Source organism: Aeromonas sp. FDAARGOS 1416, from assembly GCF_019048085.1.
GTDB lineage: Bacteria > Pseudomonadota > Gammaproteobacteria > Enterobacterales > Aeromonadaceae > Aeromonas > Aeromonas veronii.
On the sequence record NZ_CP077301.1, the window covers coordinates 3,439,924 to 3,453,849 of the forward strand.

13 protein-coding genes are annotated in these 13,926 nt (G+C 62.4%); 6 read left to right on the top strand and 7 right to left on the bottom strand.

Going from position 1 to position 13,926, the window contains the following annotated elements:
- Positions 1–39: 39 nt before the first annotated feature.
- Together I6L46_RS15550 and I6L46_RS15555 are read right to left on the bottom strand one after the other, a co-directional pair.
- Positions 40–900 (bottom strand): GyrI-like domain-containing protein, encoded by an 861-nt coding sequence (locus I6L46_RS15550; protein WP_216978063.1) that lies wholly within the window; start codon positions 898–900, stop codon positions 40–42.
- Between the two features lie 4 nt (positions 901–904).
- Positions 905–1,402 (bottom strand): GNAT family N-acetyltransferase, encoded by a 498-nt coding sequence (locus I6L46_RS15555; RefSeq protein WP_216976242.1) that lies wholly within the window; start codon positions 1,400–1,402, stop codon positions 905–907.
- A gap of 161 nt (positions 1,403–1,563) precedes the next feature.
- Between I6L46_RS15555 and I6L46_RS15560 the strand changes: the two genes are divergently transcribed.
- Entirely contained in the window at positions 1,564–3,012 is a 1,449-nt protein-coding gene (locus I6L46_RS15560; protein ID WP_069528518.1) for a catalase, read from the top strand.
- A 310-nt stretch (positions 3,013–3,322) separates the two neighbouring features.
- Here the strand turns inward: I6L46_RS15560 and I6L46_RS15565 are convergent, their stop codons facing one another.
- Positions 3,323–3,640 carry a DUF1496 domain-containing protein gene (locus tag I6L46_RS15565; RefSeq protein WP_158110426.1) on the bottom strand — a complete coding sequence of 106 codons (318 nt, stop codon included), beginning with the start codon at positions 3,638–3,640 and terminating at the stop codon, positions 3,323–3,325.
- 222 nt (positions 3,641–3,862) lie between these two features.
- Here I6L46_RS15565 and I6L46_RS15570 point away from each other — a divergent pair, with 222 nt between their 5' ends.
- Both I6L46_RS15570 and I6L46_RS15575 read left to right on the top strand, forming a co-directional pair.
- Positions 3,863–5,233: a hypothetical protein gene (locus I6L46_RS15570; protein WP_216976244.1), complete on the top strand. Its 1,371-nt coding sequence runs from the start codon at positions 3,863–3,865 to the stop codon at positions 5,231–5,233.
- A 109-nt stretch (positions 5,234–5,342) separates the two neighbouring features.
- The gene (locus I6L46_RS15575; RefSeq protein ID WP_194495676.1) at positions 5,343–6,119 is read left to right on the top strand and encodes an ABC transporter substrate-binding protein; all 777 of its coding nucleotides are present in this window, start codon (positions 5,343–5,345) and stop codon (positions 6,117–6,119) included.
- A 12-nt stretch (positions 6,120–6,131) separates the two neighbouring features.
- On the opposite strand, the gene I6L46_RS15580 is transcribed toward I6L46_RS15575, so the two are convergent.
- Positions 6,132–6,980, bottom strand: a complete 849-nt coding sequence (locus I6L46_RS15580; protein WP_216976247.1) for a helix-turn-helix transcriptional regulator — start codon at positions 6,978–6,980, stop codon at positions 6,132–6,134.
- A gap of 145 nt (positions 6,981–7,125) precedes the next feature.
- Here I6L46_RS15580 and tyrS point away from each other — a divergent pair, with 145 nt between their 5' ends.
- The 3 genes from tyrS to I6L46_RS15595 all read left to right on the top strand — a co-directional run bounded on the left by tyrS (position 7,126) and on the right by I6L46_RS15595 (position 10,217).
- Positions 7,126–8,391 carry a tyrosine--tRNA ligase gene (gene tyrS, locus I6L46_RS15585; protein WP_216976248.1) on the top strand — a complete coding sequence of 422 codons (1,266 nt, stop codon included), beginning with the start codon at positions 7,126–7,128 and terminating at the stop codon, positions 8,389–8,391.
- Between the two features lie 168 nt (positions 8,392–8,559).
- Positions 8,560–9,471, top strand: a complete 912-nt coding sequence (locus I6L46_RS15590) for a triacylglycerol lipase (protein ID WP_216976250.1) — start codon at positions 8,560–8,562, stop codon at positions 9,469–9,471.
- Positions 9,468–10,217 (top strand): lipase secretion chaperone, encoded by a 750-nt coding sequence (locus tag I6L46_RS15595; RefSeq protein WP_216976252.1) that lies wholly within the window; start codon positions 9,468–9,470, stop codon positions 10,215–10,217. The genes I6L46_RS15590 and I6L46_RS15595 overlap by 4 nt, the downstream gene beginning before the upstream one ends.
- Positions 10,218–10,253: 36 nt before the next feature.
- Here I6L46_RS15595 and I6L46_RS15600 read toward each other — a convergent pair whose 3' ends face one another.
- From I6L46_RS15600 to katG, 3 genes are all read right to left on the bottom strand, one after another.
- The gene (locus I6L46_RS15600) at positions 10,254–10,955 is read right to left on the bottom strand and encodes a hypothetical protein (RefSeq protein ID WP_216978064.1); all 702 of its coding nucleotides are present in this window, start codon (positions 10,953–10,955) and stop codon (positions 10,254–10,256) included.
- 44 nt (positions 10,956–10,999) lie between these two features.
- A complete protein-coding gene (locus tag I6L46_RS15605; protein WP_005336457.1) occupies positions 11,000–11,395 on the bottom strand; it encodes a thioesterase family protein in 396 nt (131 codons plus the stop codon).
- A 266-nt stretch (positions 11,396–11,661) separates the two neighbouring features.
- Positions 11,662–13,839, bottom strand: coding sequence for a catalase/peroxidase HPI (gene katG, locus I6L46_RS15610; RefSeq protein ID WP_216976254.1), 2,178 nt, complete (start codon positions 13,837–13,839; stop codon positions 11,662–11,664).
- Positions 13,840–13,926 lie beyond the last annotated feature (87 nt).

Genomic DNA, 13,926 nt, shown 5'->3' on the forward strand with positions numbered 1-13,926 from the left:
GCACGACGCGCTGTACCATCCCTTGCGTCTTGTTGTGCCCTACCCCTTTAGGCTGGAGCAAAAGCTGACATCGTCCTGCACCGGATCATCGCTCATGCTGTGATAGAGCTCGAAGCAGGGACCATTGCCAAACTCCAGCCCGGCAGCAACGATGTCGCCGATATGTTCCTGCCAACGCGGGCCATACTGGCTGCGGTCGGTAATAAGATAACGGGACTGGGCATAACGACCGGCGGGAATAAGCTGGATCTCGACCGCTCCCATCCCCACCGTCCCCGCAGGCACCGTCACCCCGATGTCAGTGCGACACTGGGCTGGCGGAGTCACCTCGGGGTTATCGTGATAGATGAAGATCCACTCCCCACCTTCCAGACCGCGGGCGCTGGCCCACTGATGCAGCTGACTACAAACGGGACCATACCCCTCGCCATAGGGGCCGGTGACACGTATATAAGCCAGAGTGCGGGCGTCCATCTCGATGGTTTTCATGGTATTGCTCCTTGCTGATGAGTGACCCTCAGCATAAGGATTAGGCTGCACAAGTGCGTGTCCATCCTTGCTCATCAAGTGTCCATTCTTGCTCTTGTCGCGGCGAAACTCTCCCGGCGTGCAACCATAGTAACGGCGAAATACCTTGGCAAACGCCTGGGAGCTGGCGAGCCCCGCCCCCAACGCAATGGCCGTGACACTGGCATCGGAATAGCAGAGCTGCCAAGCAGCCCGCTGGATGCGCAGACGACGACACATCTCCCCGGGCGTCTCCCCCGCCACAGCCGTAAACACTCGGTGAAAATGGTAGAAAGACAAGCAGGCACGGCTTGCCAGCGTTTCAATGGAGAGATCGGGATTCTGCTCCAGCGCCCGGATCACCGGGCGCAATCTGGCCTGATAATCGACCATACCGTTAGCGACTGGCGCCCCCCACGACTCTGGCCATATAGAGCGCATCCACATAACGCCCTTGGCGGAAGGCATAGTCACGGGCTCGCCCCTCCTCGGTAAAACCGAACTTGCGATAAAGCGCCTGTGCGGCCTCATTGTCGGTATAGACGGTCAGCTCAATCCGGTGCAGGTTGAGCCAGTTATCGGCCAGATCCAGCGCCGCGGCCATCAGGGTAGAGCCAACCCCCTTGCCAGCCCAGTCATCCCGCACACCCATGCCAATCCCGGCCACATGCTTGCGTCTGGGATTGGGCTCCACATGCAATGAGATCTGACCCACCAGCCTCCCATCGGCCTCCGCCACCAAGGCGACCACATCTCCGTTCTCCAACCGTTTTTGCCACTGGCTAAGGGGTGGCATAGGCAGGTGCAAAGTGCCCGCCTGGGCATTGGGCATGGAGTAAAGATCCCGCAAGGCGGGGGCATCGGCGGGTTCGGCATGACGGATAGTAATCTGCATATGAGGCTCCTTCTCGAAACCTCCATCATGCAATATCCGGCGCGGTTACACATCCCCTACCCGCACCCATTTGTCTTGCCTATCAAAGGGCGAGGAAAGGCCCATTGGCCGAGCACGGCGCAGATCCGTAGGCTGACCCCATATCAACAAGGAGAGAAGCCATGACTGACAAGACCCTGCACAGCGCCAACGGCGCCCCCGTCGTCGACAACAATAACAGCCTCACCGCCGGTCCGCGCGGCCCCATCCTGATGCAAGACATCTGGTTGATGGAGAAACTCGCCCACTTCGACCGCGAGCGCATTCCCGAGCGGGTGGTTCACGCTAAGGGCTCGGGCGCCTACGGCACCTTTACCGTGACCCACGACATCAGCCAGTTCAGCAAGGCCGATCTGTTCAGCGCCATCGGCAAGCAGACTCCTGTATTCCTGCGCTTCTCCACCGTGGCCGGTGAGAAGGGCGCCGCCGATGCCGAGCGCGACGTGCGCGGCTTCGCCCTCAAGTTCTATACCGAGCAGGGCAACTGGGATCTGGTGGGTAACAACACCCCGGTCTTTTTCATCCGCGATCCGCTGAAATTCCCTGACTTCATCCACACCCAGAAGCGGGATCCGCGCACCAACCTGCGCAGCGCTACCGCCGCCTGGGACTTCTGGTCACGCCATCCGGAATCCCTGCATCAGGTCACCATACTGTTCAGCGATCGCGGCATCCCCAAGAGCCTGCGGGAGATGAATGGCTACGGCAGCCACACCTTCAGCTTTATCAACGACGCCAACGAGCGCTTCTGGGTCAAGTTCCACTTCAAGACCGAGCAGGGCCACAGCTTCTACACCGATGAAGAGGCCGCCACCGCCGTCGGGCAGGATCGGGAGACCAGTCAGGCGGACCTGTTCAACGCCATCGAGCGGGGCGACTTCCCGCGCTGGAAGGTCTATGTGCAGGTGATGCCGGAGGCCGAAGCCCAGACTTACAACATCCACCCGTTCGACCTCACCAAGGTGTGGCCGCACAGCGACTACCCGCTGATCCCGGTGGGCGTGCTGGAGCTCAACCAGAACCCGGACAACTACTTCGCCCATGTGGAGCAGGCCGCCTTTACCCCGGCCAACGTGGTGCCCGGTATCGGCTTCTCGCCGGATCGCATGCTGCAAGGGCGACTCTTCTCCTACGGCGACACCCAGCGCTATCGCCTCGGCGTCAACCACGGTCTGCTGCCGGTCAACGCCCCACGCTGCCCGTTCCATCACGGCGCCCATCGTGACGGTGCCATGCGGGCGGACAGCAATGGCGGCGCCAGCCCCAACTATCAGCCGAACCGTTTCGGTACCCAGCAGCCGAGCGAACAGCACGAACCGGCGCTGAGTCTGGAAGGGGCCGCCCTGCACTACGACTTCCGTGACTACGACAGCGACTACTACAGCCAGCCGGGCAACCTGTTCCGCATCATGGACGAGGGGCAGCGTTCACGGCTCGCCGCCAACCTGGCCCGATCCCTTGTCAATGTGGAGGATGACGCCATCGTCGCGGCCCAGCTCAAACACTTCGAGCAGGCCGACCCCGAGTATGCCAAACGGGTCGAACTGGCACTGGCCGCCTTGCAGCGCTAAGCCGCAAGCAGGCAACATCTGCAAAAGCAAAACGGGGGCCTGATGGCCCCCGTTGTTATTCTGCTAAGAGTAATAAACGCAAAAACGGAGCCAGAGGCTCCGTTTTTTAATGCAGTATCAATCCCTTACGGAACGCGCTTCGCGCTCTTCGCGCTCCCTTGCCAACAAGCGTTTGTACCACCAGCTACTGCGACGACGTTGTGCATTGGAAGAGCGACGAGCCATTTCTTAGGTTCCAGCCAAGAGAAGAAAGGAGCTGCATTATGCGACAGGGATCACGTCCATGTCTTTAGCTGGATCAAGAAAAGCCTCACTGACCCACGGAAATCGTCTTCTGAGCTTTCGCACCACGGGTGGCAGGCAACACCACCGCAGGAGAGCGCCAGGCCAGCGCGCCATTGCTCTCGAGGTCGTTCTGCGGGCCGCACTCCAGCCAGATATCTCCCTGCAGAATGCGGGCCCCTTCGGAATATTTCTGATCCGCAAACCAGCAGACCCGCTCGGGCAATGAGCCCAGCGGCAACACCAGCTCGGGACTGGCAGACTCGCTCACCACAGTGGTTTTGGACGCGGCCAGAGCGGGGGCGAGCCAGAGGGAGGCCAGCAGGCAGAGCAGTACATTTTTCATGAGAGGGATCCTGTTTCGATAGGGGCAATCTCGAAGAGTCGACCAGTCCCGGGGTTTACTTGACTGACAATCATACTGCCTGCTGGCATTGTGGAACCAATATGGTAGCCTGCCAGCGCCTGCGGGCAGTCTCTCGCTGCCACGCGCAAACTTCCGGTGAATTTGTCACATCCTGACAAAATATAACCTTATTTATCAAATCGTTATTTGGATATTATCCCAATGCGTATCATGCCGTTGCTTCAGGCGGCCTGCCTGAGCCTGATGTTGTCCGCCTGCGTTGCCCCATTGCTGATGATGAGCCCCACCAGCCAGCTGATGTGGGCCCTGCTCAAGCCGCTGGTCGGCTTTGACCCGAACGAGGTCAATCTGTTCGAACAACCCCTGATCAAAGATCGGATGACCGCCATCCTTGGCCCCAACTACGACAGCACCATGCAGTTGCTCAAGACTGCCGACAAGTTACAGCAGGAGGGGCCGCTTTTCTATGTGGTCTCCGAGTATGCGCCGGTGCCGGATATCGCCAAGCAGGCGGGGATGGTGTGGAACTCGCAAACCAACCAGATGTCGGTATTGCTGCAAAAAGGGGATGGCACCACCCTGACCTTCGGCGAAAATCTGGCGGGCACGGCACCGACATGGCCAACCGCCATGCAGGGCTGGCAGACCCCCACCAGCCAGCTCACTTCGGCGGCCAATACCCTGACCGGGGCGGCGACCAGTCAGAGTGGCGCCTCCCCCTTCTCCCTTGGCAGCGCTCTGGGCACCGTGACCAGCGGCGTCACCGGCTCGCTGACCAACAGCGCCAGCCAGGCCATCAGCGGCGCAGCCGCCAACGTCACAGGACAGGCAACTCAAGCGGTGAGCCAAAGCACGACCGCACTTACCCGCACTGCAACCACCGCAGTCACTGCCCCCGCCAAACAGGCGGTGAGCAGCACCACCGCCACCGTGACGCAAGAGGCCACCAAGGCCGTTGCCGTTCCTGCCAAGCAAGCCGTCAGTAGCGCCGCTGCGGCCGCGACGCAAGAAGCGACCAAGGCTGTTGCCACTCCTGCCAAGCAAGCAGCCAGCAGCGCAGCTGCCACCGTGACGCAGGAAGCCACCAAAGCTGTGGCCGCTCCCGCCAAACAGGCCGTCAGCAGCACCGCTGCGACCGCAACGCAAGAAGCGGCCAAAGCCGTTGCCGCTCCTGCCAAGCAAGCCGTCAGCAGCGCTGCTGCGACCGCAACGCAAGAAGCTACCAAGGCCGTTGCCGCTCCGGCCAAACAGGCAGTCAGCAGCGCCGCTGCAACCGCAACGCAAGAAGCCACCAAGGCTGTTGCCGCGCCTGCCAAACAGGCTGTCAGCAGTGCCGCGGCGACCGTGACACAGGAAGCCACCAAGGCTGTTACAGCTCCTGCCAAACAGGCAGTCAGCAGTGCCACAGCTACCGTGACACAAGAAGCGACCAAGGCCGTTGCAGAACCAGCCCGGCACGCCGTCAGTGCCGCATCCCATACGGCCGGAGAGAGCATTGCCGATGCCGCCAGAGCGGCGGAGGCCAAGGCTCGCGCCAAGGCAGAGGCGGAGATGGAAGCCCTGCTCAAATAAACCGACAGGCCACCGCAAGGTGGCCTGTTTTTTATCCCGCTACCGGATCATGACGTTATGGAAAAGGCCACATAGACTGTTAGGTAACTACCCGCACAAGGAGTGCATCATGCGTCGTCTGCTCCCTGCTCTCGCTTCTCTCGCCCTGTTTATCGCGCTCCCGGCTCCGGCACTTATCTACTATTCGGAACAGAACATGCCGCTCAATGGCCAGGATAAAAATGGTCAGCCTGTGGGGTTGGCGGTCGAGTTGCTGCGCCTGATGTGGCGCGAAATGGGGGAGCCGGAGCAACCCATCCACTTTCTGCCCTGGGCCCGCGGCTGGTATCTGCTGACCCAGCAGCAAGAGGCCGTGCTCTTTACCACGGCGCACACCAAGGAGCGGGATCCCCACTTCCTCTGGGTCTGCCCCATCAGCCACTCCAGGGTCGCGCTGGTCGGCCGCAAGCAGGATGCCCCCAAAGTGGCCAGCAAAGCGGATCTCGCCAAGCTGCAGATTGGTGTGATGCAGGCGGATGTCGGGGAGCAGTTGCTGCTCAACCGCGGGATCAGCCCGGGCAATATGATGTCGGTAGAGCGCATGGATCAGGTGGTGCGCCAACTCATCATGGCACGCACCGATCTGGTGGCGGGCAACGAGGTGATGCTGCGCCATCAGGCCAAAGAGCTGGGTTTCCCCAGCGAGGATTTTGTCACCGTCGCGATTATTGAAGAGCAGGATAACTGCTTCGCCTTCAACCTGAGGGCAGACAAGCAACAGGTTGCCCGCCTGCAACAGGCGCTGGACAAGGTCAGACAGGGGAATGAATACAAGCAGCTGATGAAGCGCTACCAGTTGCTCAGTATCCTGCCCGAAACCACTCCCACCATCCCGCGCCTCGAGTAACCCCGGCCCGCCCTATGGCGGGCTCGTTGTATCCCCCATCGATGAAACGGGGGATGCCTCCACCGGCGCCGTAATGAGGTGGTTCAGAAAGAGATTGAACAGCTCGGCCCGCGAGCCGAGCCGCAGTTTGCCATAGAGATGCTTGCGGTGATTCTTCACCGTGCCGCTGCCAATCCCGAGCTCCGCGGCAATCCCCTCCGTATCCAGCCCCTGCAGCAGCAACTCCGCCACCTGCCGCTCGCGCCGGGTGAGCAGATCCCCCCCGACACTCGCCATCGCCTGCTCCACCGCACTCCGGAGGCTGGCGCTGTCTGGCAGCGCAGTGCTCTGGGCCAACAGCGGCTGGCTCTGCCGCCACTGCTGACGACAGAGCGAATGCACCAGCGGGAACAGCTGCTCCAGCCTTGCCTGCTCGTCACGGCTGAGGGTACTGCGCTTGTCGAGTCGCCCCAGAAACAGCATCAGCGTCAGCCCATCCCGCACCGGCAGGATCAGCCCCACCTCCTCCTGCCAGCCGGTGGCCTGATAGAAGTGGTGGCGATATTCGGGATCGAGCCGCCCTTGGGAGACCTGCGCCAGCGTCCAGACGCCGGCAGGCAAGCCCTGCTCCAGCGCCTGCATAAAGGGATCCTGACTGAAGTGGCTGGTGAGGTAGCGGTCAAACAACAGAGCCCGCTGATGATTGAGGTTGTCGTAGAGGTAGACGGGGCGCTGCCCCACCCCGAGCAGCAGGGCGCAATCAAACGCCACCTGTTGCTGGATCAGCCGCACCAGCGCCGCCGGAAAGGCGCTGCTGTGCAGGGCATCGACCACCTCGGTCATGCTGCGGGTCAAGGCATCTGTGGTGAATGGCTGGGTCATGGTGGCACGTTTCCGGTGACGGGGAGCGATTCCCCGCTATGGCTGAATGCTAACACGAGAGTGGCAAAACTGTCCCTCAGGGGACATATCCGCCACCGGCCAGAACGGCGAGGATGACGGCTTTTCCCCTGTTGTTGGAGCACCCATGATCAACCCCCACCTGCTCGATGAGCTGACCGAGCGCGGCCTTGTGGCCCAGAATTCCGACCCGGCGGCCCTGGCCGATCATCTTGCCACCCCGCGCACCGTCTATTGCGGGTTCGATCCCACCGCCGGCAGCCTGCATATCGGTCATCTGGTGCCACTCTTGATGCTGCGCCGCTTCCAGCTGGCGGGCCACACCCCGGTGGCACTGGTGGGCGGGGCAACCGGCCTTATTGGCGATCCCAGCTTCAAGGCGACCGAGCGCAGCCTCAACAGTGCCGATACCGTGCAGGGTTGGGTCGCCAGCCTGTCGGCCCAAATCAGGGCGCTGCTGCCCGCCGATGAGGGCCTGTCGGCCCCGCAACTGGTCAACAATGGCGACTGGATGGGGCAGATGTCCGCCCTCGATTTTCTGCGGGATATCGGCAAGCACTTCTCGGTCAATGCCATGCTGGCGCGGGAATCGGTGCGCCAGCGGCTGGCCCGTCCGGATCAGGGCATCTCGTTCACCGAGTTCTCCTACGCTCTGCTGCAATCCTACGACTTTGCGGTGCTGCACCAGCGGCTCGGTTGCACCCTGCAGATTGGCGGCAACGACCAGTGGGGCAATATCACCAGCGGCATGGATCTCACCCGTCGCCTCCATCAGGCGCAGGTGCACGGCATGACCCTGCCCCTTATCACCAAGGCAGACGGCACCAAGTTCGGCAAGACCGAAGGGGGCGCGGTCTGGCTCGATCCGGCGCTCACCTCCCCTTACGCCTTCTACCAGTTCTGGCTCGGCACCGCGGATGAAGATGTCTACCGCTTCCTGCGCTACTACAGCTTTATGCCGCTGAGCGAGATTGATGCACTGGAGGCGGAAGACGCGAAGCGGCAGGGGCGCAAGCAGGCCCAGCAGGTGCTGGCCGATGAGCTGACCGAGCTGGTACACGGCAAGGCGGCGCTGGCGGCGGTGCAGCGCATCAGCGAGTTGCTGTTTAGCGGCGACGTGGCCCGCCTCGGCGAGAGCGATCTGGCCCAGCTGGCGCAGGATGGCATGCCGAGCAGCACCGTCAGCGGCGAGACCGATCTGGTCAGCCTGCTGGTCAGCTGCGGTCTGGCGAACTCCAAACGCATCGCCCGCGAGCTGCTGGCGGCGGGGGCCATCAGCCTCAATGGTGTGATCAAGCAGGATGAACAGCTGAGCGCTACTGATCGGCTGTTTGGTCGCTACCTGCTGCTGCGCCGGGGCAAGAAGCAGTATCACCTGGTGGAGTGGCAATAAGCCGCAGGGCGGGGAGTTCAGCCTCCCCGCCCGCACCCTGAATCCCTTTTGAATCCCGAGTTGCGATCCCCCTCACAGCCTCTCCCGTCAGCAGCCACCATACTGGCACCGGCGAACATGGAGTACGCCACACAATCTGTTCCTCACGAATCAACAAGGATGCTGATGATGAAGAGATGGCTTCTGGTGCTGCTCTGCACCCTGCCCATGCTGGCACACGCCAGCGGATACACCCAGACCCGCTACCCCATAGTGCTGGTGCACGGCCTGTTCGGCTTCGACAAGCTGCTCGGGGTCGATTATTTCTACGGCATTCCCCAGGCCCTGAGCCGGGATGGTGCCAAAGTCTACGTGGCTCAGGTATCGGCCACCGCCAGTTCGGAGCAACGGGGCGAACAACTGCTCGCCCAGGTTGAGCTGCTGCTGGCAGCCACCGGCGCCGAGAAGGTCAACCTGATCGGCCACTCCCATGGCGGCCCTACCATCCGCTATGTCGCCTCGGTCGCCCCCGAGCTGGTCGCCTCCGCCACCAGCATCGGCGGGGTCAACTATGGCTCCGAGATTGCCGATCTGGTGCGGGCCAATGCCGCCCCCGGCAGCGCCGCCGAGAAGCTGGCTGCCGCCGCGGCCCACGCCCTCTCCGGCATGATTTCACTGCTCTCGGGCGGGAGTCAGCTGCCGCAAGATCCGGTCGCCGCCCTCGATGCCCTCACCAGCAAGGGGGCCAGCCAGTTCAACCAGCGCTACCCGGAGGGGCTGCCCAGCCGCTATTGCGGTGAGGGGCCGATGCAGGCGACCAACGGCGTCTACTACTTCTCCTGGAGCGGACGCGGCAACCTGACCAATCTGCTGGATCCGGTGGATCCTGCGCTGGCGCTGACCGGCGCCTTCTTCAAGGAGCCCAATGATGGACTGGTCGGGGTTTGCAGCAGCCACCTCGGCAAGGTGATCGGCACCGACTACCGGATGAACCATCTGGACGAAGTGAACCAGTCCTTCGGCATCCACCATCTGTTCGAGACCGATCCGGTCACCCTCTATCGCCAGCATGCCAACCGTCTCAAGGAGCTGGGACTATGAAGATCGCCACCCTGCTCGTCGTACCCTGCGCCATCACCCTGCTGCTTGGCGGGGTGTTGCTCTGGCCCACGGCACCGACGGCAGACTCATCACAGGCTCAAACCAATCAGCATGCACAGAGCCACCCGCACGATCCCGAGCAGGAGGCCGCCGATGCCCTGCAGGCGCGCTATCGCACCTTTGTCTCCGCCCAGAGCAGCCTGACGGTGCCCACCGAGATCTCCCTCGCCAGCTTGCAGATCCTGTTTGACGAGCGGGAGCAGCTGCGCCAGCAGAGCTTTACTCCGGCCGAGCAGGCCCAGCTGTTTGCCGAGGATCGGCTGATGGAGCAGCTGACCCTGCGCCGCAGGGCGCTGGCGGAAGCAAGAGACAGCGACAAGTCGCAGCTGGCCAGCGAGCTGGATCTCTGGCTGGCGGAGCAACCGGGCTGGTTTCGCGAGGCGGAGGCCAACAGCCGCCTGCTTGAGGAGTTGCAAGGGCTGGCGCAGATGGACCCGGCCAAACGGGAGGCTCTGCTGCTGGAGACGGGGGGGCCGGAAGCGGTGGATCGGATGCGCCAGCTGGAGCAGAACCGGCAAGGGTTCGAGGAGCAGCTCAGCGGCTTTCTGGCCGAGCTCAGACAACTGCCGAACGAGGCCCGGGCCGAACAGCAGCAGGAACTGCTGGCACGCTGGTTCGAACCCAGACAGTGGCGCCGGGTCGAGGCACTCACCCGGCTCAAGCTGGGGGAGCCACACACCGAATGAGAAGGGGGCCCGTGATGGGCCCCCTTGCTACTGCGCTTATTGCGGCTTGTTGGCACCCGGCAGCGGCTGCCAGGTGAGGCGGGTCACTTGGGTGCCCTGCACCTCGCACTTGAGGCTCAGCTCCTGCCACCCCTTATCCTGACGCAGGGAGACCTCCCCTTCGATCCCCTGCTCGCCAATCTTCAGCTTATCCTGCTCGAAGATCACCTTGTCGCCATAGGCGAGATCCATCAGTTTGCCGTTGCAGAGCCAGTGAGCGAGATCCGCCCCCTTCAGCTTGACGCCCCCCTTGGCCGCCTTCTGTTCGGCCGCGCTCACCACAAACAGCTTGCTCAGCTCGGCGGCCCGCTTGGTGAGCCACTCCTGACGCTGCTGCATGCTCATCTTGCTGACGAACTCGGCGGGCTGCCCCTTCTCGTCCAGCCATTGGGTCAGCTTGCCGCTGTCATCAAAGGCAAACTGGGCGGCGGGCTCTTTGACCCCGAACAGCTTGCCGCCCTTGAAGTAGTAGCGGCTCTCCCCTTCCAGCTTGCCCAGCTCGTTCATGATGGGCACGGCGATGATGACCGGGGCGCCATCGATCCAGGCCTTGATATCGACGCCGTCATGGCTGAATTGGCGGGTATCGAGGGCGCTCTCGGCCCCCTTCTCCATCAGGGTAAACTGCTCGGCGAGAGAAGCGGCCAGAGAAGGGAGGGAGCAGAATCCCAAGGTCAGCGCGATCGCTGTGTTGCGCATTGAGTTGTACATAACACTCCTGTGATGGGCCATCCGGCCCGTGGTTAACTCTCTGTCAGCCAGGCCCGCAGCCCTTCCCGGTGAGCATCGCTCAGGGGCAGGGATTGGCGGGCCCGGTAGTCAAAATGGATCAGGGTCGTTTCGGCGGTGACGGCCAGTTCGCCGCCCTGCCAGGCCTCCTGCCAGACCGTAAAGGAACTGGTGCCGATGCGGCGCACGCCGGTCTTGATGGTGACCGGCTGGCCGTAGAACAGCTCCCGTTTGAACTGCACTGTGTAGCCCGCGATGATCAGATGCCAGTTATGCACATCCAGATCGGGGGAGAAGATCCGGAACAGGGGATCCCGCGCCGATTCGAACCAGACCGCCGGCACCGTATTGTTGATATGGCCGAGGGCATCCGTCTCCTGAAAGCGGGGTTGGATCTGCATTTCCAGCATGAGTTGACTCCTTGTCTCTTTGTTTCTGTCCTTGTCCTGTTGATTGGACATCAGTGGCCAATGGGGTGGCAGCCGGGCATCACCAGCGGATCAGCATGTTACATGATACTGCTGGCCCAAGCACAGGGATGCCCACGACCCTGCGCGACCGGCCAGCGGGTGTCGCAGCGCGGCGGATTGTAGGGCTGCACAGAAAAGCGGGCAGTAAAAAGCCCCGCACATCTTGGCTGTGCGGGGCTGGTGCAGATAACCAAACGGCTCGGGGACTAGCCAAGCAGATCGAAGCGATCCGCATTCATCACCTTGTTCCAGGCGGTGATGAAGTCACAGACAAACTTCTCCTTGTTGTCATCCTGGGCATAGACCTCGGCATAGGCGCGCAGCACAGAGTTGGAGCCGAACACCAGATCCACCCGGGTGGCCGTCCACTTCAGGGCGCCGCTGTGGCGATCGCGGATCTCGTAGAGATTGCTCGCTTTCGGCAACCACTGGTAGCCCATGTCGGTCAGGTTGACGAAGAAGTCGTTGCTGAGCACCCCGACTTGGTCGGTAAAGACCCCGTGCCCGGTACCGCCGTGGTTGGTGCCGAGCACCCGCATCCCGCCGACCAGCGCCGTCATCTCGCAAGCGGTGAGCCCCATCAGCTGAGCGCGATCCAGCAGCAGCTCCTCCGCCGTCACCACATAGTCCTGCTTCAGCCAGTTGCGGAAGCCATCGGCCAACGGTTCCAGCACCTCGAACGAGGCCACATCGGTCTGAGCCTGAGTGGCGTCCCCCCGGCCCGGCGCAAACGGCACGCTCACCGTCACCCCGGCGGCCTGGGCTGCCTGCTCGATGGCGAGGTTGCCCCCCAGCACGATGAGATCCGCGACGCTGACGCCACACTCGGCCGCCAGCTTGTCATAGACCGCCAGCACCTTCGCCAACTTCGCCGGTTCGTTGCCCGGCCAATCCTTCTGCGGCGCCAGCCGGATGCGGGCGCCGTTGGCTCCGCCCCGCTTGTCGGAGCCACGGAAGGTACGGGCGCTATCCCAGGCGGTAGTGGCCCGCTCGCTGATGGAGAGGCCGCTGGCGGCAATCCTGGCCTTCACCGCCGCCACGTCATAATCGGTACGTCCGGCAGGCACCGGATCCTGCCAAATCAGATCTTCTGTCGGCACATAGGGGCCGACATAGCGGCTCTTCGGCCCCATATCCCTGTGGGTCAGCTTGAACCAGGCGCGGGCAAAGGCGTCGGAGAAGGCCGCCGGATCATCACGGAAGCGCTCGGCAATCTTGCGGTACTCGGGGTCGAATTTGAGCGCCATGTCGGCATCCGTCATCATGGGTTTGCAGCGGATCGACGGATCCTCCACATCCACCGGCATATCCTCTTCAGCGATATTGATCGGTTCCCACTGATGGGCCCCCGCCGGTGATTTTTGCAACCACCAGTCGTACTTGAACAGCAGATCGAAGTAGCCGTTGTCCCATTGGGTCGGGTGGGTGGTCCAGGCCCCTTCGATGCCACTGGTCACAGTGTTGCGGCCGATGCCGCGGCTGTGGTGATTGATCCAGCCCAGCCCCTGCTCCTCGAGGCTGGCCCCTTCCGGCTCGGGCCCAAGCTGTTTGGCGTCGCCGTTGCCGTGGGCCTTGCCGACGGTGTGGCCACCGGCGGTCAGCGCCACCGTCTCTTCGTCATCCATCGCCATGCGGGCGAAGGTGACCCGCATATCTTGCGCGGTTTTCAGCGGATCTGGCTGGCCATCCACCCCTTCCGGGTTGACGTAGATAAGCCCCATCATCACCGCCGCCAGCGGGTTTTCCAGATCCCGCTCGCCGGAGTAACGACCACCCGGCTTGCCGCTGGGCGCCAGCCACTCTTTCTCCGATCCCCAGTAGATATCCTTCTCCGGATGCCAGATATCCTCGCGGCCAAAGGCGAAGCCGAAGGTCTTGAGCCCCATGGACTCATAAGCCACGGTGCCCGCCAGAATAATCAAATCGGCCCAGCTGATCTTGTTGCCGTACTTCTTCTTGATGGGCCACAGCAGGCGACGGGCCTTGTCGAGGTTGGCGTTATCCGGCCAAGAGTTGAGGGGGGCAAAACGCTGGTTGCCGCTGCCGCCACCACCGCGACCATCGGCGATGCGATAAGTCCCGGCCGAGTGCCAGGCCATGCGGATCATCAGGCCGCCGTAGTGGCCCCAGTCGGCGGGCCACCACTCCTGACTGTCGGTCATCAGGGCGGTCACATCCTGCTTGAGGGCCGCCATATCGAGCCCCTTCAAGGCTTCCCGATAGTTGAAACCGGCCCCCAGCGGATTGGTCTTGGTATCGTGTTGGTGAAGAATGTCGAGGTTGAGGCTCTTCGGCCACCACTCCATTCTGGACGTCTCGACGGAGGTGGTTCCCCCGTGCATGACCGGGCATTTTCCTGCGGAACTGTCTGAATTGTTGCTCATCGTTTTCCTCATTTGCTCTGCTGTCCATAACCTGAAACAGCATGGCACAGAGGCGTGACACAAACTGTGCAGCAGCGGCCGATTTAC

What these genes read in the sequence shown, in the direction of transcription:
- I6L46_RS15600 (WP_216978064.1), bottom strand. Translation starts at nt 10,955, where the DNA reads ATGCGCAACACAGCGATCGCGCTGACCTTGGGATTCTGCTCCCTCCCT.
- I6L46_RS15550 (WP_216978063.1), bottom strand. Translation starts at nt 900, where the DNA reads ATGGTCGATTATCAGGCCAGATTGCGCCCGGTGATCCGGGCGCTGGAG.
- I6L46_RS15560 (WP_069528518.1), top strand. Translation starts at nt 1,564, where the DNA reads ATGACTGACAAGACCCTGCACAGCGCCAACGGCGCCCCCGTCGTCGAC.
- katG (WP_216976254.1), bottom strand. Translation starts at nt 13,839, where the DNA reads ATGAGCAACAATTCAGACAGTTCCGCAGGAAAATGCCCGGTCATGCAC.
- tyrS (WP_216976248.1), top strand. Translation starts at nt 7,126, where the DNA reads ATGATCAACCCCCACCTGCTCGATGAGCTGACCGAGCGCGGCCTTGTG.
- I6L46_RS15580 (WP_216976247.1), bottom strand. Translation starts at nt 6,980, where the DNA reads ATGACCCAGCCATTCACCACAGATGCCTTGACCCGCAGCATGACCGAG.
- I6L46_RS15605 (WP_005336457.1), bottom strand. Translation starts at nt 11,395, where the DNA reads ATGCTGGAAATGCAGATCCAACCCCGCTTTCAGGAGACGGATGCCCTC.
- I6L46_RS15565 (WP_158110426.1), bottom strand. Translation starts at nt 3,640, where the DNA reads ATGAAAAATGTACTGCTCTGCCTGCTGGCCTCCCTCTGGCTCGCCCCC.
- I6L46_RS15570 (WP_216976244.1), top strand. Translation starts at nt 3,863, where the DNA reads ATGCGTATCATGCCGTTGCTTCAGGCGGCCTGCCTGAGCCTGATGTTG.
- I6L46_RS15575 (WP_194495676.1), top strand. Translation starts at nt 5,343, where the DNA reads ATGCGTCGTCTGCTCCCTGCTCTCGCTTCTCTCGCCCTGTTTATCGCG.
- I6L46_RS15590 (WP_216976250.1), top strand. Translation starts at nt 8,560, where the DNA reads ATGAAGAGATGGCTTCTGGTGCTGCTCTGCACCCTGCCCATGCTGGCA.
- I6L46_RS15595 (WP_216976252.1), top strand. Translation starts at nt 9,468, where the DNA reads ATGAAGATCGCCACCCTGCTCGTCGTACCCTGCGCCATCACCCTGCTG.
- I6L46_RS15555 (WP_216976242.1), bottom strand. Translation starts at nt 1,402, where the DNA reads ATGCAGATTACTATCCGTCATGCCGAACCCGCCGATGCCCCCGCCTTG.